20 protein-coding genes are annotated in these 20,460 nt (G+C 68.2%); 13 read left to right on the top strand and 7 right to left on the bottom strand.

The window, feature by feature from the left end; genetic code table 11:
- The coding region (locus ACFWY9_RS15980) for an amidase (protein WP_378339166.1) at positions 1–1,569 on the bottom strand (1,569 nt) is incomplete at its 3' end.
- Complete coding sequence (locus ACFWY9_RS15985) at positions 1,566–2,606, bottom strand: agmatine/peptidylarginine deiminase (RefSeq protein ID WP_378326802.1); 1,041 nt, start codon at positions 2,604–2,606, stop codon at positions 1,566–1,568. The genes ACFWY9_RS15985 and ACFWY9_RS15980, both read right to left, overlap by 4 nt.
- A gap of 126 nt (positions 2,607–2,732) precedes the next feature.
- Between ACFWY9_RS15985 and ACFWY9_RS15990 the strand changes: the two genes are divergently transcribed.
- The 3 genes from ACFWY9_RS15990 to ACFWY9_RS16000 all read left to right on the top strand — a co-directional run bounded on the left by ACFWY9_RS15990 (position 2,733) and on the right by ACFWY9_RS16000 (position 4,011).
- On the top strand, positions 2,733–3,353 hold the full coding sequence (locus tag ACFWY9_RS15990) for a TetR/AcrR family transcriptional regulator (protein WP_378326801.1): 621 nt from the start codon (positions 2,733–2,735) through the stop codon (positions 3,351–3,353).
- Between the two features lie 30 nt (positions 3,354–3,383).
- Positions 3,384–3,515, top strand: a complete 132-nt coding sequence (locus ACFWY9_RS15995; protein ID WP_378326800.1) for a hypothetical protein — start codon at positions 3,384–3,386, stop codon at positions 3,513–3,515.
- A 136-nt stretch (positions 3,516–3,651) separates the two neighbouring features.
- Entirely contained in the window at positions 3,652–4,011 is a 360-nt protein-coding gene (locus ACFWY9_RS16000; protein ID WP_378326799.1) for a beta/gamma crystallin domain-containing protein, read from the top strand.
- A 675-nt stretch (positions 4,012–4,686) separates the two neighbouring features.
- Here ACFWY9_RS16000 and ACFWY9_RS16005 read toward each other — a convergent pair.
- A complete protein-coding gene (locus ACFWY9_RS16005; protein ID WP_378326798.1) occupies positions 4,687–5,364 on the bottom strand; it encodes a response regulator transcription factor in 678 nt (225 codons plus the stop codon).
- A gap of 603 nt (positions 5,365–5,967) precedes the next feature.
- Between ACFWY9_RS16005 and ACFWY9_RS16010 the strand changes: the two genes are divergently transcribed.
- A complete protein-coding gene (locus tag ACFWY9_RS16010) occupies positions 5,968–6,285 on the top strand; it encodes a hypothetical protein (protein ID WP_378339167.1) in 318 nt (105 codons plus the stop codon).
- A 17-nt stretch (positions 6,286–6,302) separates the two neighbouring features.
- Here the strand turns inward: ACFWY9_RS16010 and ACFWY9_RS16015 are convergent, their stop codons facing one another.
- Complete coding sequence (locus ACFWY9_RS16015) at positions 6,303–7,223, bottom strand: LysR family transcriptional regulator (protein WP_378326797.1); 921 nt, start codon at positions 7,221–7,223, stop codon at positions 6,303–6,305.
- 499 nt (positions 7,224–7,722) lie between these two features.
- On the opposite strand from ACFWY9_RS16015, the gene ACFWY9_RS16020 reads away from it, so the two are divergent.
- The 4 genes from ACFWY9_RS16020 (at position 7,723) to ACFWY9_RS16035 (ending at position 11,814) form a co-directional block, all read left to right on the top strand.
- Complete coding sequence (locus tag ACFWY9_RS16020) at positions 7,723–9,231, top strand: AMP-binding protein (protein ID WP_378326796.1); 1,509 nt, start codon at positions 7,723–7,725, stop codon at positions 9,229–9,231.
- Positions 9,232–9,306: 75 nt separating this feature from the next.
- Positions 9,307–10,257: an aldo/keto reductase gene (locus ACFWY9_RS16025; protein WP_378326795.1), complete on the top strand. Its 951-nt coding sequence runs from the start codon at positions 9,307–9,309 to the stop codon at positions 10,255–10,257.
- 32 nt (positions 10,258–10,289) lie between these two features.
- Positions 10,290–10,724 carry a nuclear transport factor 2 family protein gene (locus ACFWY9_RS16030; protein ID WP_378326794.1) on the top strand — a complete coding sequence of 145 codons (435 nt, stop codon included), beginning with the start codon at positions 10,290–10,292 and terminating at the stop codon, positions 10,722–10,724.
- 49 nt (positions 10,725–10,773) lie between these two features.
- Positions 10,774–11,814, top strand: coding sequence for an NAD(P)-dependent alcohol dehydrogenase (locus tag ACFWY9_RS16035; protein ID WP_378326793.1), 1,041 nt, complete (start codon positions 10,774–10,776; stop codon positions 11,812–11,814).
- Positions 11,815–11,876: 62 nt separating this feature from the next.
- Here ACFWY9_RS16035 and ACFWY9_RS16040 read toward each other — a convergent pair whose 3' ends face one another.
- Together ACFWY9_RS16040 and ACFWY9_RS16045 are read right to left on the bottom strand one after the other, a co-directional pair.
- Positions 11,877–13,514 carry an AMP-binding protein gene (locus ACFWY9_RS16040; protein WP_378326792.1) on the bottom strand — a complete coding sequence of 546 codons (1,638 nt, stop codon included), beginning with the start codon at positions 13,512–13,514 and terminating at the stop codon, positions 11,877–11,879.
- Between the two features lie 51 nt (positions 13,515–13,565).
- Positions 13,566–14,015, bottom strand: coding sequence for a nuclear transport factor 2 family protein (locus ACFWY9_RS16045; protein ID WP_378326791.1), 450 nt, complete (start codon positions 14,013–14,015; stop codon positions 13,566–13,568).
- Between the two features lie 182 nt (positions 14,016–14,197).
- On the opposite strand from ACFWY9_RS16045, the gene ACFWY9_RS16050 reads away from it, so the two are divergent.
- Both ACFWY9_RS16050 and ACFWY9_RS16055 read left to right on the top strand, forming a co-directional pair.
- Complete coding sequence (locus ACFWY9_RS16050; protein ID WP_378326790.1) at positions 14,198–15,391, top strand: sensor histidine kinase; 1,194 nt, start codon at positions 14,198–14,200, stop codon at positions 15,389–15,391.
- Positions 15,388–16,074 carry a response regulator gene (locus ACFWY9_RS16055; protein ID WP_378326789.1) on the top strand — a complete coding sequence of 229 codons (687 nt, stop codon included), beginning with the start codon at positions 15,388–15,390 and terminating at the stop codon, positions 16,072–16,074. The genes ACFWY9_RS16050 and ACFWY9_RS16055 overlap by 4 nt, the downstream gene beginning before the upstream one ends.
- A gap of 23 nt (positions 16,075–16,097) precedes the next feature.
- Here the strand turns inward: ACFWY9_RS16055 and ACFWY9_RS16060 are convergent, their stop codons facing one another.
- The gene (locus ACFWY9_RS16060; RefSeq protein ID WP_378326788.1) at positions 16,098–17,495 is read right to left on the bottom strand and encodes a DUF2079 domain-containing protein; all 1,398 of its coding nucleotides are present in this window, start codon (positions 17,493–17,495) and stop codon (positions 16,098–16,100) included.
- A 404-nt stretch (positions 17,496–17,899) separates the two neighbouring features.
- Between ACFWY9_RS16060 and ACFWY9_RS16065 the strand changes: the two genes are divergently transcribed.
- From ACFWY9_RS16065 to ACFWY9_RS16075, 3 genes are all read left to right on the top strand, one after another.
- Positions 17,900–19,312 carry an NAD(P)/FAD-dependent oxidoreductase gene (locus ACFWY9_RS16065; RefSeq protein ID WP_378326787.1) on the top strand — a complete coding sequence of 471 codons (1,413 nt, stop codon included), beginning with the start codon at positions 17,900–17,902 and terminating at the stop codon, positions 19,310–19,312.
- Between the two features lie 67 nt (positions 19,313–19,379).
- The gene (locus ACFWY9_RS16070) at positions 19,380–19,946 is read left to right on the top strand and encodes a hypothetical protein (RefSeq protein ID WP_378326786.1); all 567 of its coding nucleotides are present in this window, start codon (positions 19,380–19,382) and stop codon (positions 19,944–19,946) included.
- Positions 19,947–20,016: 70 nt separating this feature from the next.
- Positions 20,017–20,394 carry a putative quinol monooxygenase gene (locus tag ACFWY9_RS16075; RefSeq protein WP_378326785.1) on the top strand — a complete coding sequence of 126 codons (378 nt, stop codon included), beginning with the start codon at positions 20,017–20,019 and terminating at the stop codon, positions 20,392–20,394.
- Positions 20,395–20,460: the final 66 nt, after the last annotated feature.

Here is a 20,460-nt window from a genome sequence, read left to right on the forward strand (position 1 = left end):
GTCCGAAGCCACGGGTGATCCCCATTGTGTGCTGGGCCGGTTGGGTGGGTGTACGGCGCGGACGGCGCGCCGCCCGCCGAGCGCGCCCGCGCCGCGCGGGGGGGGGGCCCCGCGCGCGCCCCCCCCCCCCTCGGCCACGGCGGGGAAACAGACGGCGTCGAGCCGGAGGTTGTCCAGCCACCGGTCGAAATCGGCGCGGCGGGTCTCCTCGAGGCCCCGCACGCCCTCGGCGAGGCCGGGAATGTCGGTGAAGTGCCCGGCGGGAACGCGGCCGGGGTAGGCGGCGATGTCGTCGTCGAAACCGTTGTAGCGATCCGGCAGCGCTCCCTCGGGGTGCGGGAAGATGCGGTCGCCGTCCACCTTGGCGAGCCGGTTCAGCGCCGGATCGTCGTTGGCGCGCAGGAAATCGTCCCACGCCCATGCCGCGAGGTCGGTGATCTCCCGCTTCAGGAACTCGGGACGCACCAGCCCGCGGGTGCCGATGGTCGGGGCGCCGGGACGGTCGCCTTCGTAACGGGAAACGACCGGGAAGTCCACCAGCACGATTTCGGCGCCGGCGGCTTCCAGATCCCGCCGCGCCGCCTCCCACCGTTCCAGCACCGAGTCCCGGGTCACGATCCGCCTGCCCGTCGGGCCACCGATCCCCGGGCGTGCCGCCGTTCCGGCGTCCGGGTCGGCGTTGACGTACATCTTCGGCACGCCGAACCGCTTGCCCGCCAAGACGTCGCGTGCCGTCCGCGCGTCCGCCACCGCCAGCGCGGGGTACGAAGCCGGGCGCACCGCCGACGCGGACGGGATCGGCACCCACGGCTGGGCGCGCCAGAAGTCGCCGCGCGGGTCGGGGTCGTCGGCGACGATCACCTCCAGCACTTCCAGCAGGTCGGCCATGGTGCGGGTGTGCGGGACGACGACGTCCATGGTCGGCACGAGCGGCCAGTTGCCCCGGACGGAGATCACGCCGCGGGAAGGCGTGTAGGCGCACAGCCCGTTGTTCGACGCGGGCGCGCGGCCACTCGACCAGGTCTCCTCCGCCAGACCGAAGGCCGCGAAGCTGGCCGCCGTCGCGGTGCCGGAACCGTTGGAGGAGCCGGAGGCGAACGCGGCGGTGAGGTAGTCGCCGTGGTACGGGCTTTCCGCGCGGCCGTAGAGCCCGCGCTGCATTCCGCCGTTGGCCATCGGCGGCATGTTCGTCAGTCCGATGAGGACGGCGCCGCCGTTCCGGAGCCGCTCGATCGCGAAGGCGTCGCGGCGCGCCACGAGTTCCGCGAACGCGGGTGAGCCCGCGGCGGCGGTGAGCCCGCGCGCGAGGTAGCTGTCCTTTGCGGTGTAAGGAATCCCGTCGAGCGGGCCGAGTTGCTCACCCCGGGCGCGGCGCTCGTCCGAGGCCCGTGCGTCGGCGATGGCGGCGGGGTTGGGCACCACGACGGCGTTCAGCTTCGGCCCGTTGCGGTCGTACGCCTCGATGCGCGCCAGGTAGGCCGTGACCAGGTGCTCGCTCGTCGTCGTGCCGTCGGCCAGCGCCGCGCGCAGTTGTGCGATCGTGGCCTCGACGACGTCGAACGCGCTCATCGCCCGCCCCCGGCGACCGGCTGCTGCTGGGTGATGCAGTGGATCCCGCCGCCGCGGGCCAGAATCGGGCGCGCGTCGATGGTCACGACCCGTCGGCCGGGGTAGGCCTCGGCGAGGATCCCCGCCGCCACCGCGTCGGCACGCGCGTCGCCGTAGCCGCACGCGATCACGCCGCCGTTCACCACGAGGTGGTTGACGTAGTTCCAGTCGACGAAGCCGCCCGCGTCGCGCAGCGTCGGCGGCGCCGGGATTTCGACGATCTCGAACGTCCGGCCCGCGGCGTCGGTCCGCCCGGCGAGCGACGCGCGGATCTCCCGCAGCACCGCGTGGTCCGGGTGGCCGGGGTCGGGCTGGGCGTGCAGGAGCAACCGGCCGGGCGACGGGATCGTCGCCACCATGTCGACGTGCCCGCGCGTCCCGAATTCCGCGTAGTCGCGGGTCAGCCCGCGTGGCAGCCAGATCACCGTGGTCGCGCCGATCGTGCGCCGCAGTTCGGCTTCGACGCGGGCTTTGCCGGCATACGGGTTGCGGCCGGGATCGAGCTGGACGGTCTCGGTGACCAGAACGGTGCCCTCGCCGTCGACGTGGATCGCGCCGCCTTCGTTGACCAGCAGCGAACCGACCGGTTCCGCGCCTGCCTCGTCGGCGACGAACCCGCCGATCTCCCGGTCCCGCTCCCACGACGCCCAGGCGGGAGCGCCCCAGCCGTTGAACACCCAGTCGACCGCGCCCAGTACGCCGGGCCGTTCGTCGTCGACGACGAAGGTCGGGCCGATGTCGCGCATCCAGAAGTCGTCGAGCGGAGCCTCGACCTGCTTGACCTCGCTGCCCAGCAGGCGCCGCGCCCGTTCGCGCTCGCTCGGGTCGACGACCATGACCACGGGCTCGAACTCCGCCACGGTGTTCGCGACCGCGGCCCACGCGGCGTACGCCTCCCGCGCCGCCGCGGCGTCTTCGCCCAAGGTGTGCCCGGCCCGCGGGAAGGCCATCCAGACGCGTTCGTGTGGCGCGGTTTCCGCGGGCATGCGCCAGGCCATCCGAGCTCCCAGGTGTCGGCGGGCACGACCGGACCGGTGCCCGCTGGCTGCGGCGACGGTGGAAAACCGCGCCACTATTGATCGGTCGATCAATAGTGGCGGTGACGCTAACTAGACTGGTACCCGATGTCAAGCAATGTCAGGAAACGAGCAGCGCGGAAGGCTCCGGCGGAGCGCGCCGCGGAGATCACCGGAACCGCCCGCGAGATCGCACTCGACCAGGGCCTCGGCGCCGTCACACTGCGTGCCGTGGCGGCACGCGCCGGCGTGACGCCCGCGCTGGTCGCGCACTACGCGCCGAACATGGACAGGCTGGTCGCCGACACGTTCACCGGAATCGTCATGGCGGAACTGGACGACGTCATCGAGTTGCTGGCGGGGGAGACCGCGGCCAGCGCCCGGCTGGCGCGGCTCGTGGAGACGCTGTTCGACGAGGGCCGCGTGGACGTCACCGTGGTCTGGGTGGAGTCCTGGGCACTGGGCCGGCGCAACCCCACCCTCGCCGAGGCCGTCCGGGCCGCGATGGACGCCTGGCAGCAGGCCGTGGAGAAGATCATCGCGGACGGCGTGGCGGCAGGGGAGTTCACCGCCGACGATCCCGCCGCCGTCGCCTGGCAGCTGATCGGCATGATCGACGGCGTCAACGCCCAGGCGCTGGTCCGCTGGGGCCGCCCCGCCGAACGTGGCTCCCTGATCGTCCACGCCATGGAGGTCACCCTCGGCCTGCGCGCCGGAACCCTGCGCTGACCCCGAACCGTCCACAGAGGATTTGCCCGGGTGTCCACAAGCGACTGGCGGGCCCCCGTGAAGCGGATCTCCGGTCTGTGGCGGCAGCGCTACGACCTCGGGAGCGGTCATCCGCTGGCCGGCGCGACGATGCCCGCCCTCCGGCTCGCCGACGGCACCTGAGTTCCCGATCGATCAATGTTCGTTGTCCGGTTGGGTGCGTAATACTCGAAACGGTTGTTTTCCGGCCGTGGCGGAGGCTTACTGACATTCAGACCGGACTGATCGCAGAGCTTGTCCGAGTGAATGGATGGGGATAATGAAGAAGATCACCTTGGCTGGTGCTGCCGGGGTCGTGGCGGCTTCGCTGGCAATGCTGGTACTGCCGGCTGGCAGTGCCGGTGCACAACAGCTCCCTTGCGACAGGCATAACCAGTTCGTAAAGGTCAATTACCATACAACCTGGGGTAAGCACGAAACTGCCTGTTATGCCGGAGCCGGTAAGAACTGGTTTGAAGGTGTCAAAGGATCTACGAGCTGGATGGATTACCTTTGGACCGGGAACAACGACATCACCTGGGTGGACTGCAACGGGACGAGAGTGGATGTTCCGCGGTGGAACCAGAGGAACTACCGGGCGGCTCGCTGTATCAAGGAGCTCAACATCAAGCCGTTCTGAAACACTGAACACGCCGGCTTGGCGTGGATGAATCTCGACGACGGCTGGATGCCGGGCCTCAAGTCCGCGGTAATCCAGTTCCGGCGCAGAATCTGCGGGCCGGCGGCGAGGCAGGCCGGTTGTCCTGCGGTGAGGTGAACGACCCGCCCGCCGGAGGGCCCGGGCAAGAGCCGCTGAACCGGCAGAGTTTCGACGCTGGATCGACCCCGTGGCAGGCGCCCAATGTCGCAAGGCTCATCCATGCCGGCGTTCCGCTCATGAACAGCAGGAGAAAACCGACGGTGAGTCGCTTCCTCTGGGGCGTACCGGAGGAGGCCACTCCCCATCGGGGAGGGCGAACAGATTCATGACGGGCGTCCGGCAGCCGGTGTCGGACGTGACTGTCCTGGCGATCGTTCCATAAAAGCCGCCGGTTGCGACTTCACTATCCAAACGGGAAACGGAATCCGCGACCGGGTCGTAGGGTGGCCGGGGCGGGGTCCGGGCCCCGGCCAGGATCGGGGACCGCATGCGCAACCGGTTCGCTGTGGAGATTGAAGGTCCCATCCGGTCGACGATGGCGCGCCGTCCTCCCTGTCGGTGAGCAGTTGGAGCACCGTCACATCCGACCTCATCATGGAGGCGCGGTGGTCGAGGTTGTTCGGCGGCGGGTCGGACCGCCCGACGGGGATTCTGTCAGATTACCCCGTTGCGGATCGCAAATGCGACTGCGTGGGTGCGGTTGTTGAGGTTGTAGCGGGTCATCATGCGGTGGAGAGTCAATTTCACCGTGCTCTCCGAATAGGTGAGCCTGGTCGCGATTTCCTCGGTGTCGTGCCCATCGGCGAGTAAGCGGAGAATTTCGCGTTCGCGGTCGGTGAGGCCGAATAGTGTAAGGTTGCGGGGGTCCACCATGTCTTGGTGGAGCCGACCGATTTGGGTGACAAGGCTGCCCAGTACGTCGGGTGGCAGGGACGGCAAGCCTTTGCTGACCTCGAGTACCGTTCGGACGAGTTCCTTGCCGTCGACGGTGGACCGTCGCAGCACCGCTGCCATGCCATATTCGATCGCCGACATCACGGTCTCGGCGCGAAGGGTATTGATGACGACCACGCAGGGTGGTGGTGACGCGAGACGTGACGCGGCGCGGGCCTTGTGCAGGTAGGTGAAAGCTCCCTCGTCGAGGGTCTCCTCGGTCACTACAAGCACCTCGGCGGCCGCGAAGTCGGCCTCGTCGAGTATCTTCACTCGCTCATCGCCGCTGAGCATGTTCGCTACGCCAATTCTGGACAGCGAATCCGGTGCGTACACCAAAACCGCCACGCCCGCGGCTTCATCGGTGCTTCCGCAGTCGCACTTGGGATCCTTGTTCATAACCCCTCCGCAAGACCAAGATGAAGTGTCGAGACACAGGTGTGTCCGATGGCGCCGGGGTGTCGCGAGTATGCCGGACCAGTTCGAGCAGTGTCGGCAGCTGCCGGGGCCTGCCCAGTTCCACCAGGTCCCGCTCCTCATGCCGGTCCAGGCGGTCGTGGCGGTCATTCGAGCAGCATGCCCATGACACATGTCCCGGACTTCGTTGCGACCGTCAATGATGACGACTGCGTGTTGGTGGAGGTAACAAAGAGGAATTTGGCGGAGGGCACGTCGAGTATCGCGTCGTCGGCACCTGAAACAGGGAAGCGTGCGCTCGGCGTCTTGTCATTGGTCGGTATCTTCTGGCGTCCAGGGCCCTTGCGGGCTCGAAGTTTCCGTCGTCGGCGCCAGGTCGGGTATGGCACGGCACTGTTGATGATCGCCGTGGTGCCCGGCGTCACCCGCAGGCCGCGGTCAGCGAGGTGGCCGACCCATCAGCAAGGCGGCCCGGCACCGACTGGCCGGATCAGTTCCCGTCTGGTGATGCACTCGTATTGCGTCATGCAATTCAGCATCCACGGTGGACCAGGTTGTCACCAGCGCAAAGTGTGGATCACCCCTATGCGCCCGGCGCATGACGCACGTGAGGCCCCGGATCGCCGACGTTTGCAGTGCTACCGGGTCGGAGCCGATCGGTTCGGCTGGAGCCGGCACCAGGCGCCCACGGTCCCGGACCGACGGCGACTGGCTGATCGGCATGGGGATGCCCGCCTCGGCGCGGGCACGATTCCGCGACGACGGCCGCGTCGCCGCCGCCTCAGCCACGTCCGGCATCGGCACCGGCGCCTTGCCTCCGCCGCGGTGATCGGTAACGCCGTGTTCGAGGCGACCGGGATCCGCGTCCACGACCTGCCGATCACGATCGGCGAACTGCTCTGAGGCGGTACGCGCGGCGGTCAGTTCTCCGAGCGACGAGAGGCCATGTCCTGTGCCGCCGCGCGGATCATGTCGCGCAGCCAGGAGTGCATGGGATCGGATTCCAGGCGTGGGTGCCAGATCATTCCGTACGGAAACGTGTCGAGCCCTTCCGGAGCCTCGACCAACCGCACCTGAGGACAAGCGGCCACCTGTAACTCCGCGAGCCGCCGCGGAATCGTCGCGACGAGGGCCGCACCGGGCAGAGCGTCGAACGCCGAGCGGAAGTGCGGGACCCGCACAGCCGCCCTCCTGCTGTGGCCGAGGGTCTGAAGCCACCGTTCGATCATGGGTTGCTCTCGTTGGATCAGGGTGACCACCACATGGCGGGCCGCGACGTAGTCGGCCAGTGAGAACCGGTCTCGCACGGGGTGGTCGCGGTCCACCACGCAGACCGCGTCGTCGGTGAACAACCGCTCCCATCGCAGCCGGGTGGCCGGGTGGAGCACGGACAGTGCGATGTCGGCCCGGCCTCGTTCGAGATCCTCGTACGAGGAATCGTCTCGCGATTCGATACGGACTTCCAGCTCGGGCGCGGCCAGGCACAGCCGGGGCAGCAGGTGCGGTCCCAGTACCGCGGTGGTGTAGTCGGTGCCGATGATGCGTACGATCCCGGTCGCCGTTGAGGGATCGAAGCCACGGCCGGTCACGAGACCTTCCAGCCGTGGCAGGAGCAGGGCGAGTTCGCGCTGCATTTCCTGCGCTCGGGGGGTCAGCTCGTAGTCGCTGCCGGATCGGACCAGCAGCTCGTCACCGAACAGCGCGCGAAGCCGCTGTAACGTCCGGCTCATGGACGACTGGCTCAGGTGAAACCGCCCGGCGGCGCGGGTCACGTTTCGTTCCTCGAGCAGGATGGACAGAGCACGCAGTTCGTGCAGCAGCCCGAGATCACCATGCGGCATGCGCATAGTATGCACCTGTCCTCCGCATTCCGCCTTCGCCACTCGTGACCACGGATAGGCGACTGGCCATCGTGTTTCGTCCACCACGTGGACCGCGGTCTTGGCATCGCGAAGTTCTCCAAGCTGAAACGCCCAGGCTCTGGCTGAACGGGTACCCGCGGTCGGCCGTGGCCGATTTGCTGGAGTACCGACTGGGCCGGAACTCGGCGGCGGGTCGGACGATGCTCGCGGCCATTCGCACGGGCGGCCCGCGCCTGGTCCTGGCATGCACTGCACTTTTGTATAGAAGCCGTTATCCGATAGTATAACGACGGACGGGCCGGAACCTTCGCGCAGTACGATCCATGACGCTACTATTGCTGCCCATCTTTCCGTTGATTCCGCGTCGGCTCGGTCAACCGGACATCAATGGATCGGGAATTTGCCGGGATGTTCTTGAGTCGCGTCGTAATATCCGAGTGACGTGGAGCGGTGAAGCTGTTGGAAAGGTTGATGTGCTGTGCCTGGTGACGTTGAGCCGGATCTCGCCGCGGTGGTCTTCCCCGCTGCCGCTGAACCCTATGTGCGGATCCTGGCCCGGCTGGCGGGCGAAGCTCCACGGCAGCCAGCCATCAGCTGCGATGGCGAGATGATCACCCGAGACGAGCTCGAGACGCGGTCGAACCGGCTCGCACGGGCGTTCGGCAACCTCGGGGTCGGCTACGGGGACTTCGTCACCATCGGTCTGCCGAACTCGATCGGTTTCTACCTCGCTGTCCTCGCATGCTGGAAACTCGGCGCGATTCCCCAGCCGATCTCACCCCGGCTTCCGGCCGCCGAGCGACGGGCGATCGTCGACCTTGCCGACTCCGCACTCGTCGTCGGCGCCGATCCGGTCGATCACCCCGGCCGAACCTGCGTCGCCGCGGACTTTCAGCCCGATCCAGTCCTGGACGACGGGATGCTGCCGGAGGTCGTGTCGCTCGCGTGGAAGGCTTCGACCTCCGGTGGCAGCACCGGGCGACCGAAACTGATCGTGTCCGGTAACGCGGCCGAAGGGGCACCGGCGCTGGCCGGCGCCGTGGCCCGGATGCGGCCGGACGACAGCCAGCTGGTCGCCGGCCCGCTGTACCACAATTCCCCGCTCACCGCTTCGCTCACCGGACTGCTGGTGGGGCAGCATCTCGTGGTGCTGTCCGAGTTCGACGCCGACGGCGCGCTCAAGGCGATTGCCGGGCATCGGGTCGGCTGGGTGCAGCTTGTGCCCACGATGATGCTGCGGATGCTGCGGCTCATCGAGGAAAGCCCTGATTCGTATGACGTGTCCTCACTGCGCACGCTATGGCATACGGCCTCGGCCTGTCCGCCGTGGCTCAAGGAAGCCTGGATCGATCTGCTCGGCGCCGACAGGATCTTCGAGATGTACGGTGGGACGGAGTCGCAGGCCGCCACGATCATCACCGGCCCGGAGTGGCTCGAGCATCGAGGCTCGGTCGGTAAGCCGGCGCTCGGGGAGATGGTGGTGCTCGACACGGACGGGAAGCGCGCACCAGTCGGCGAGGTCGGTGAGATCTACCTGCGCCGGCCGTCCGGTGCCCCGCCCACCTACCGCTACATCGGCGCGGAAGCCAAGGAGCGGGAGGGGTGGGAGTCGCTCGGCGACCTCGGCTGGATGGACGCCGACGGCTATCTCTACCTCAGCGACCGGCGCACGGACCTGATCGTCGCCGGCGGGGCGAACATCTATCCCGCCGAGGTGGAAGCCGCGATCGACGCTCATCCCCTTGTCCTGTCCAGTGTTGTCGTCGGACTTCCCGACGAGGACCTCGGTCAGCGGGTCCACGCGCTGGTGCAGGCCAAGCCCGGGCTGACCGCCGAGGAGCTGCTCGCGCACCTCGGTGAGCGCCTCGTGCGCTACAAGGTGCCGCGCTCGATGGAATTCCTCGACGAGCCGCTGCGCGATGACGCCGGCAAAGTCCGCCGCGGCGCGATGCGGGACGCGGCCATCGAAAGAATGCCGCACGCCTGACGCCGCGCCTCGAACCCGTGCGTCCGATCGTGGTGGCGCAGAGTGAAGAATCCCCGACCCAGGAGTTCTCGATCCATGACTGATCTTCGCCCCCTTGGCTCGTCCGGTCTCGTCGTTTCCCCGCTGTGCTTGGGCGGGAACGTGTTCGGCTGGACCGCCGACGAAGAACAATCGTTCGCGGTACTCGACGCCTACTCCGCCGCGGGTGGCAACTTCGTCGACACCGCCGACGCGTATATGTATCACTTTCCCGGCAACGAAGCGGGCCAGTCCGAAACCATCATCGGCACCTGGCTGGCCGCCCGCCGCAACCGCGACGAGATGGTGATCGCGACCAAGGTCGGCGACCACCCCCGGCACAAGGGCCTCGCACCCGCGAACATCAAGGCCGCCGCGGAGGAATCCCTGCGTCGGCTGGGCACCGACCACATCGACCTCTACTACACCCACTTCGACGACGAGTCCGTCCCGGTCGAGGACATCATCACCGCACTCGACGAGCTCGTGAAAGCCGGCAAGGTCCGCGCGATCGCGGCCTCCAACATCGGTCCCGAACGGCTCTCGGCCTCGCTGGCCTTCTCCGACCGTGAAGGCCTGGCCCGCTACGTCGCGCTCCAGCCGCAGTACAACCTCGTCTCCCGTGACACCTACGAGGGCGAGCGGCGGGACATCGTGCAGCGCGAAGGGTTGGTGTGTGTCCCGTACTTCGCGCTCGCTTCCGGCTTCCTGACCGGCAAGTACCGCCCCGGCAAGACCGTCGACAGCGTGCGTGTCCTGCCCAGCCTGGCCGGTGGCTACGTGGACACCGAACGCGGCGTGAAAGTCCTCGCCGCGCTGGAGGAGGTCGCGACGGCCCGCGGGGTGGAGATGGCTACCGTCGCGCTGGCCTGGCTCGCGCAGCAGCCGACGGTGGCCGCGCCGATCGCTTCCGCGCGCACGGTCGAGCAGTTGCCGGCGCTGCTGGCCCTGCACGACCTGCGTCTGTCGGACGCCGAACTCCGGACCCTGACGGCGAGTTCGTCCTGACCGTCAATCGTCACAGTGCGCTAGGAGAACAGATGCTCGACATTCAGGAGATTTCGGACCGGCTGGAGATCCAGGATCTGGTGGTGGCCTACGCGACCGCCGTCGACGGCCGGGATTTCGACGCGCTGGACCGGATATTCGCCGATGATGCCTACCTCGACTACACGGCGTTCGGCGGCGTCACGGGCAACCTCGCCGTCGTCAAGAAATGGATCGCGCAGAATCTTGCACAGCTTCCCGCGATCCAGCATCTGATCGCCAACCCGGACATCCGCGTCGATGGTGACCGGGCGACGGGGCGGGTGATGTGCCTGAACCCGATCGCGCTGCCTGCCGAGGACGGTGAGCCACCGGTCGCGATGCTGGGCCTGTGGTACCTCGACGAGTACGTCCGCACACCACAGGGCTGGCGCATTTCCCGACGCGACCATCAGCGCAGCTGGTCACAGGGACTCGGCGGCCACTGAGCCGCCATGTCGGAAAACCTCGCCGACCGAAGAGACAGGAGCAGGACCAATGAAAGCAGTTCAGTACCGCAGTGCCGGCGCGGCTCCCGAGGTCGTCGAGGTCCCCGATCCCGAACCGGGCACCGGCCAGGTCCTGGTGAAGGTCACCGCGGCCGGGCTGTGTCACTCCGACCTCACCCTGATGCACCTGCCCGCGGAACGACTGATGTTCCCGCTGCCGCAGACCCTCGGCCACGAGGCCGTGGGCACGGTGGCGGCGCTCGGTGAGGGCACGACCGGGGTGGCGGTCGGCGACAGCGTCGCCGTCTACGGGCCGTGGGGCTGCGGTGTCTGCGCCGCGTGTGCGGCGGGCCGGGAGAACTACTGCCCGCACGCCCGACGGCTGGGAATCCGTTCGCCCGGGCTGGGTGCCCCCGGCGGCCTCGCGCAGTACCTGCTCGTCGACGACGTGCGCCACCTGGTGCCCTTCGCGGGGCTCGACCCGGTGGCCGCCGTGTCGCTCACCGACGCCGGTCTGACCCCGTACCACGCCGTCAGGTGGGCGTTGCCCGCGCTGGTGCCGGGCTCGACCGCCGTGGTGATCGGCGTCGGCGGCCTGGGCCATGTGGCGATCCAGTTGCTGCGCGCGCTCACCCCGGCGCGAGTCGTCGCGCTCGACGTGAGCGAGGACAAGCTGGCCCTCGCCCGGGAGGTCGGCGCCCACGAAGCGTTGGTGTCGGACGAGTCCGTGCCCGAGCCGATCCGCGCGCTCACCGGTGGCCTCGGCGCCGAGGCCGTGTTCGACTTCGTCGGGGTGGAGGCGACCGGCCGCATCGCCGTCGCGTCCGCCGCCGTTCAGGCACGGGTGCTCAATGTCGGACTCGGCGGGGGCGCGATGGCCATGGGATTCATGCTGGTCCCACCCGGCATGAGTGCCTACGCCCCGTACTGGGGTACCCGTGGCGAGCTCATCGAGGTGATCGCCCTCGCCCAAGCGGGTGCGTTGTCCGTCCGAACCGAGACCTACTCTCTCGACGAGGCCCCGCTCGCGTACGAACGGCTGCACGCCGGAAAGGTCACCGGCCGCGCGGTGATCCTGCCCAACGGCTGACAGCCCGCGGGTTTTTCTTTCGAGCCGGGCTGCTCGTTTCACCGGAGCAGCTGGGCCTGGCGTCAGAGTTCTTGGAGTTCGCCGTGGTCGATTTGTCCGCGGAGCCGGTGTTTCTGGACTTTTCCGGAACCGGTGAGGGGTAGTTCGGTGGTGTGGAACCAGCGAGCGGGTGTTTTGTGGGGTGCCAGCCGCGCGCGGCAGAAGTCGTGTAGCTCCGTCGCCGTGGGTGCATGGCCGGGTTCGGTGGACACGAGCACCGCGGCGACGATTTCGCCCCACATGGGGTCCGGCAGGCCGAGGACGGCGACGTCGCGCACCCCGGGGTGGGTGAACAGCACCTGCTCGATGTCGGTGGCGTAGATGTTTTCCCCGCCCCGGATGATCATGTCCTTGAGCCGTCCGGTGACCTTGAGGTAGCCACGTTCGTCGAGGCTGCCCAGGTCGCCGGTGTGCACCCAGCCCGCCTGGTCGATGGTCTCGGCGGTGCGTTCGGGCAGTTCGAAATAGCCGAGCATGGCTTGGTAGCCGCGGGCACAGATCTCCCCGGGTTGCCCGACGGGCACGATGTCCCCGGTCTTCGGATCGCGGACGGTGACCTCGACCTGCGGCAGTGGACGGCCGGCGGTGGTGGCCTTGTCCTCGGGTGCATCGTCGGGACTGGTTTGGGTGAGCACCGGGGAGAGTTCGGTCTGGCCGTAGACGGAGGTGAACCGGGCGCCGAAGCCGTCCTCGACGTGACGGACCAGCTCGGGCGGGATGGGGCTGCCGCCGGAGAGCACCCCCGTCAGGTGTGACAGGTCGTACTGCCCGAAGCCGGGGTGGTTCAGCAGCGCTATGAGCATCGTCGGGACGCCGCCGAGCATGTCCGCCCGGTGATCCTGGGTCGCGGTGAGCACGAGCGCGGGGTCGAACAGCCGGCACAGGACGTAGGAAGCTCGTTGGTGGGCGCTGCCGAGCACGCCCATGGCACAGCCCGCGGTGTGGAACAGCGGCGCGGCGGAGGCCATGGTGCCTCGCTCGGGCAGCCGGGCCCGGTCGATCATGAACTTCGCGTTGGTCACCAGCCCGCGGTGGTGCAGCAACGCGCCCTTGGGGAACCCGGTGGTGCCGGAGGTGTACTGGATCTGGGCCGCGTCATCGGGGCGTACTTCCGGCAGCGGCCCGCTGCCCTGATGAGCACGGACGGTCGTCTGCCAGTCCGCGAAACAGACGGTTGTTCTGAGTTCCGGGAGTCCGTGCGCGGCGTCTCGGGCGATCGCGGTCATGTCGCTGCCGCGGAACGCCGCGGTGTGGAAGAGCCCGGCCGAGCGGGATTGCTCGAGTACATAACGCAGTTCCGCGGCTCGCAGCGCTGGGTTGGCGGTCACCACCACCAGGCCGGCCAAGGCCGCGCCGTACTGGAGAATGACCCACTCGGGGATGTTGGGAGCCCAGACGGTGACCCGCTCGCCCGGGGCAAACCGGGTCAGCAACCAGCGCGCGCATTGCTCGGCCTCGGCCAGCAGTTGCCGGTAGGTCCACTGGCGGTCGGTGCGTCCGGCGCCGGACGGTGACACGGTGTCCGGCGGTGCGGCCTCGATCAGCGCGGTCCGCGACCCGGCATCCCGCGCGGCCGCACGCAACAGATCCCCGGTGGTGAGCTCCAGTACCGGTGCGCTGGTGTCGGCGGGCCAGTACGACTCCGTCAGGATTTGCGGCATCGCTCGCTCCTCAAGCCCGACGGTCCGTACCTGGCCGCTCGGGAACGCGGGTCAGTGTGTGTGGTGGGGGACGTCGTCGAGTCCTTGTGTCCAGCTGCGTTGCTGGCTGCGCCGGGAGATCCGCCAGCCCCGCGGTGTGCGGGTGTATTCGTCGAGGTACCACATGCCCAGCAGCGCGAGGTGCGGGTCGCCGTCCTCGACGGGGAAGCCGAGTGTGTTCAGGCACATCACCCGACCTGTCGCGTGGTCGCCGTCGAGATGGATGGCGGGGTTGGCGATCAGGTGCTGGCACACGGCGAACTGTGCCATGCTCGAGGTGAGGAATTCCTTCAGTTCGGCGCGGGTGCCCGCGATACCACCGAATGTGGTGTAGTCGATATGGGCGTCGTGTGTGAATATCCCGTCCAGGGCGCCGAAATCCTTGCTGTCGATCGCGGTCGCGTAGGTCACCAGCAGCTCCTGGATCTCCAGCCGGTCGGAAATTTCCTGAATGTCGAGCATCTGACCTCCTGCGATACTGAAATGATGCACCGGCACCCTAACCAGCGAAGCAGGTCGGGACCGTTGTCCTGCGGAGAAGGGGGCAGGAGGGTTTATCCGATGGGGCAACCGTGGAGGCCGTGAGCTGGAGAATCCACTTCGGACGGTCGCGACGAAGCGGGATGCGTGGTTAGGTGGTCAGGGTGCGCAAGTTGTTCGCCGGGGCGGGTGTCCGGTCATGGGTGACCGACCTGCTGATCGTCGTGGTGCTCGGTGCGGCCTCGTTGGTGAGCCTTTTGTTGTCGGGCCGGTGGTGGGGTGCGGTGCTGGCGATCATCGTGGCCTTGCTCGCGCCGGTCTTCGCGCGGCGCCGGTTCCCCGCGCAGGCGATGCTGTTCGTGCTCGCCGTCTTCGCCGCGCAGGCGTTGCTGCCGCTGCCGTACGCGGGTGTGCTGCTCGCCGCGGACCTGGCGCTGGTGGTCCTCATGTACTCGGTGGTCGTCCACGGTGGCCGGCGCAGCAAGTGGTGGCTGTTGCTCGCGTCGGAGATGCTGTTCCTGATCGGGGCGTTCCTCGTCGGGGGCGGCCAGATCGCGGCGATCCTGTTCGTGGCGGAGACCGCCGTCATGGTGGCCGCGGTGGCCGCCGGTGAGGTGACGCGCAGCCGTCAGTTGCAGCTGGCTGACGCGCGGGAGCGTGCGATCGAGGCCGAGGAACGTCGTGACGCGCTGGCGAGGGCCGCGGTCGTCGAGGAACGCGCGCGGATCGCCCGGGAGATGCACGATGTCGTCGCGCATGCGGTGAGCACGATGGTGCTGCAGTCCGAAGGCGCGCGGTTGCTGGGTATGCGGGATCCCGGCGCTGTGGACGAGGCGCTGCGGACGATCGGCGTGACCGGGCGTGAGGCTGTGGCCGAGTTGCGGCGGATTCTCGGTCTGCTGCGCGAATCCGGGACCGGTACGGAACCTCAGCCGGGTGCCGGCGCGCTCGGCGAGCTTGTCGGCAAGGTGCGTTCCGCCGGGCTGGAGGCTCGTCTTGTGGTCGAGGGCGACCGCGAGGGGATCCCGCCCGGTGCGGTGCTCACCGCGCACCGGATCGTCCAGGAGGCACTGACCAATGTGGTCAAACACGCCCCGCCCGGTGCCCGGTGTACGGTGACGGTTCGCTACGGGACATCGGACGATCCACACAGGACGGTCGTGGTCGAGGTCGGCAACGATGGCGGCCACGGCCCCCGTCCCCACGCCGCCGAGCGGAGTGGTGCGGGCTATGGCATCCGCGGGATGCGGGAACGTGCCTCGATGTTCGGCGGCGAGGTGACCGCCGAACCGCGGCCGGACGGCGGGTTCCTGGTCACCGCACTGCTTCCGCTCACGACATCCCCGGAGGAACCATGACACAGCCCGGGCCCCACCGCGTGCTCGTCTGCGACGACCAGGCGCTCATGCGGGGCGGGCTGCGCATGATCATCGAGAGCGCGGACGACCTGGTGCTGGCAGGGGAGGCTGAGAACGGGAGCCAGGCGGTGGACCTGGCCGTCACGGCGCGGCCGGACCTGGTGCTGATGGACGTCCGCATGCCGGTGCTCGACGGAGTGGCGGCCACCGAACGGATCTGCGCGCGGGACCCGGCGGTCAAGGTGCTCATGCTGACCACTTTCGACCTCGACGAATACGTCCTCGCCGCGACCAGGGCGGGCGCGGGCGGTTTTCTGCTCAAGGACGCGAGCGGGGAGGAGATGCTCCTGGCGATGCGGGCCGTGCTGCGTGGCGACCGCGTGCTCGCGCCGTCCGTGGTCGATCGGATGATGCGGCGTTACCTCGCCGCGCACCCCGCGCCGTCGGACGATCGGCGGCTGGTCCGGCTCACCGACCGCGAGCGGGACGTCCTCGTGCTCGTCGCGCGAGGGCTCAACAATTCCGAGATCGCCGAGCGGCTGTTCATCGGCGTGACCACGGTGAAGACCCACCTCGGCCGGGTGCTCGACAAACTGGAGCTGCGTGACCGGCTGCAGGCCGTGGTGTTCGCCTACGAACACGGCCTCGTCACGCCATCGAACCCTGGCGGGTTCCACGACTGAACGGCGCCGAGCGCGGCACAGGCTCATGAGCCGGGACGCCGGTGAAGCAGGGTAGCCGTGGCGTTCCCCGCTACCACGTCGTAGCTTCGCCGGGTCAGCTCCGCCAGACGTTTTTCCTGTTCGGGGACCGAAAGCGGCCACGTGCCTTCCGGCCGGGTCACCACGACCCATTCGGGCTGCTCGGCACCCGAGGGATAGGTGGGGTAGAGCAGCACCCGGCATCGGCTCGTCAAATGCGGGGCCAGCCGTCCGGCTGCCGCGACAGTGGCACCGTCCGGAACCCCGGCCAGGACTTCCCTGGCGGCGGCTTGCTGCTCGTTCGTCCAGCGCGGCTGATTCGCGTGCAGCAGCACCACCGTCGTCGAGCAGACCGCCGCGACCACCGCGCAGATCGGGGCGGCCCGGCCGAGCCAGGTGCCCCGTGCGCGCCCGATGCCGTCGACAGCCGCCAGGAACGCGATCGGGATCAGCACCGCGTCGTAGTAGAGCGCCGGGCTCCAGTAGAAATGGAACCCCGACAACAGCCGCCAGGCGAGGGTGGGGACGAGCAGGATCGCCATCGGTGACCGGAGCGCGGCGAACGCGGTGGGCGCGAGCAGCACGGCGAGGGTCGCCACCTTGACGGGGAATCCGGCGAAGGGCGCGAACCCGCCCCATTTGTCTCCGTAGGCGTAGCCGCCGCTGCTGTTGATCGCGGGCAGCACCACTCCGACGACCACGACCGTGCTGAGAACGCCGAACGCGGCCGTTGCCCAGCCCAGCCTGCGCTGGCCCTGAACGACGAGGTACAGGCCGAGCGCTGCCAGCGTCATCGGCAGATCTTCCTTGACCAGCACGAGCGGCGCCGCGTACGCGACCGCCCATCCCCACTGCCGCCGGAGCAGCCGCTCGCCGGCGAAGGCCAGCATCGGGACGGCGAAACAGATCTCGTGAAAGTCGTGGATCACCGCCTCCAGCAGGCCGGTGGAGAGAACGTAGCCGACACCGATCCCGGCGCCCCGCCACGGGCCGAGCGCGCGGATCGCGCACCGGGTCACGGGAATGACCGAGAGGGCCAGCAGCGCGGCCTGCGCCACCAGCAACAGAGCCGGGGACGGCCAGAGCCAGTAGAACGGCGCGAGCACCGCGAGAATCGGCGAAAAGTGGTCGCCGAGCAGAATGACGCCGGGGCTCTTGAGATCCGCTGTCGGCCAGTGCCCGTCCGCGTAGGCGTGGACCGCCTGCTCGAAAAGGCCGAGATCCTGCCCGCCACTCTGGAACGCCCTGTGCAACCAAAGCGACCACACCGCATAGACCACGAACGCACAACAGGCCAGTAAGTACGGGAGACAACGCGGCGCCCTGCCTCCCGCGACCGCGCCCGCCAATACGGTGCGTTGGCCGCGCTTCGCCGTTTCCAGCGCATCGACCTGCCCCATCATCCGCTCTCCTCACCCGCGGACCCCCACCTGTCCCCGCGGGTCGGTAGTGGAATTCCGGTGCCGTAAAAGGAAAACCGGCCGCCCAACGGCAGCTCCGGTCGTTCTTCGTGCACCCAGAGTGCCGACCGGCGACGGCACCGGCATCCGATCACTGGCCCGGCCTGATCATGCGCCGGGAGGACCCGGGTCGTCCCCGGGGAGGACCCCGCGAGTACGCGAACATTCCCCTGCCGGTTGCTGCCGGCCGGAGTCCGAAGCCCCGGTACCGTCCACGTCGGACAGGGCACGTTCGTATCATGAATCTTGTCTCTTCTTCGTTACTGGCACGTTGGGATTTCCTCCTGGGCCAGGATGCGAGAACTGGATCCCCGATCGTTTGATCAGCGGTGTGAGAGGCATATTCGATGCGGAGAGTCGTTGTTGTCGGTGGGGGGATCGTCGGGTTGTCGACGGCGATGATGCTCGCCAAGGACGGTATGGAGGTCATCGTCCTGGAACGAGATGGCGAGGCGATGCCGGACTCGCCGGAGGAGGCCTGGTCGAACTGGGCCCGGCGCGGGGTCAGCCAGTTCCGGCAGACGCACATGCTGTGGCCGAGGGGTTACCGGATTCTGCGGGCCCGGATTCCTGAGGTGCTGGAGGCCGCGCGGGGGGCCGGTGCGAGCGAGTTCAGTTTTCTTTCGCTGTTGCCTTCCCATATCGAGGATCGCGCGTCGCGTCCGGACGACGGAAGGTTCGATACGCTGGCGGTTCGCCGTCCGGTCCTGGAATACGCGGTGGCGAGCTGCGCACGCCGGGCGGTCGACGTGCGCCGAGGTGTCGGGGTGACCGGGCTGCTGGCTGAGCCGTCCACGGTGGGCGATGTGCCGCGGGTCGTCGGTGTACGCACGTCGGCCGGTGAGGTCATCGGCGCGGATCTCGTCATCGATGCCTCGGGCCGGCGGACGAAGCTGCCGGCCTGGCTCGGGGATCTGGGTGCGCGGCCGCCTCACGAGGAGGTCGAACCGACCAATTTCACGTACTACACGCGGTTCTTCCGCTCGTATGACGGGGAGACCCCGATGCTTCCCGACGGCGGGCTGCTCCAGCATTTCGACAGCTACTCGATACTCACCGTGCCCGGAGAACGCGGTCACTGGTCGATGAGTCTCTGTTTCTCCTCGGCGGATCAGGAGTTGAAGGAGCTGCGTCATGTCGGCAAGTGGATGGAGGTGGTTCGGGCCTGTCCGGGGCATGCGCATTTGCTGGATGGTGAGGTCGAGGATGGAATGCGCATCATCAGTGGGAACGCCGACCGGTTCCGCCGGTTCGTGGTGGACGGCGCTCCGGTCGCGATCGGGGTGCTTGCTGTCGGTGACTCGCTGGCGACCACGAATCCCGTTTATGGGCGCGGGATGAGCATGGGACTCATCCAGGCCGCTGGTACCGCGGAGGTCGTTCGGGACCGTGGTGACGATCCGCTCGAGCTGGCCCTCGAGCATGACCGGATGGTGCAGGATCGGGTGGTCCGGTGGTATCGCGAAACGGTTCGGATCAACAAGGCCCGCGCGAACCAGATCGACGCGACCATCAACGGGCGTCCCCGGAAAGCCCCGGAAATCGGTACCAAACTGTCCTACGATCTGCTGGTCGCCAGCCATCATGACGCTGACCTCTTCCGTACGTTCCTGGAAAACGTGGCGCTGCTGACCTCGTTCGAGGAACTGCTTTCCCGGCCGGGAATGGCCGATCGCGTCGCGGTCGCGACGAAAGGCCGGGAGATGCCGATCCCGGCCGGGCCGTCGCGGCCGCAGCTGCTGAAAATGCTGGCCGACTGATCCCTGTTTCGATGGGTGACGGGCGGACCGGGGACTATCCGATAAAATTGACGAAGGCGGAATTGCCATGGTGCGAACAAACGCAGGGTTCAGGTGGTCGCTCGCGATCGGCGCGGTAGTCGCCGCGCTTGTCCCGTTCACGAGTTCCCCGGCCTTCGGCGCTGAACCGGGGTCGACGGGGCCGCGGGTCGCGGCGGCGGACAAGGTGTGTCTCAAGGCGTATATGCAGAAGCGCGGGTGGCAGGGCGAGCAGTGCGCTCCGGCCGGAAGGGCGGCGACCGTCGGCGGGGCCGGGCAGGGGCTCCGGATGGAGGCGTTGACGATGTCGGTCGGTGGAAGCGGCTTCTGCGCCGCCGGTTACGTGCAGGACAGCGGATGGCAGCCGTGGGCCTGTGCAGCTGCCGGTGGGCACCTCACCGTGGGTACCGCCGGGAAGAACAAGCGCCTGGAAGCGGTGAGCTACCGCGTCCAGACCGGTGTACTCTGCGGGAATTCCTATGTGCAGAACGTGGGCTGGAACAAGAACTGGTACTGCGGCGCCGACGGTAAGACCAACGCGATCGGTACCACCGGGCAGAACAAGCACATGGAAGCGGTTTCGTTCCAGGTATGCCGGTCCGTCAAGAACTGCTGAGCGGCAATTTCCGTGTTAGCCCGAGGTTCGGCGGCGTCACCGGGGCTGAAGAACAAGAAAAAGGGAAACGATGAGTAAAGGATCCCAGGTACCCACTCCGCAAGAGCAGGAGGCCGCGTTGCGGGCGGTCACCGAGCGGGGCGTGCCACTGTTCATGAACGTCACCCTGACCATCGACCCGCAACGGCGGGAGACGTTCCTGGCGGCATTGCGGGACGTGCTTCCGCGGGCTCGTGCCGAAGAGACCTGTGTCCACCTCCACGCCGGTCACTCGGCCGCCGACCCACGGATCTTCATGTTGTCCGAGGGGTGGTCCGACCTCGTCGAATACCGTGACACCGTGCTGCGGCGGCCGTACTTCCAGAAGTATCTGCGGATCTCCGGGGAATGCTATGCGCAGCCAAGGGTGGTGGCTCCACTCGTGCCCATCGATCCGGTGGCCTGGTAGTCCAGCGGTAGCCGGAAGTCCTTGTTTTCCTCCTCTCGCGGGCCAGGCGGCCGACGGTCCACCTCA

Source organism: Amycolatopsis sp. NPDC059027 (assembly GCF_042739735.1).
In the GTDB taxonomy this organism is placed as follows: Bacteria; Actinomycetota; Actinomycetes; order Mycobacteriales; family Pseudonocardiaceae; genus Amycolatopsis.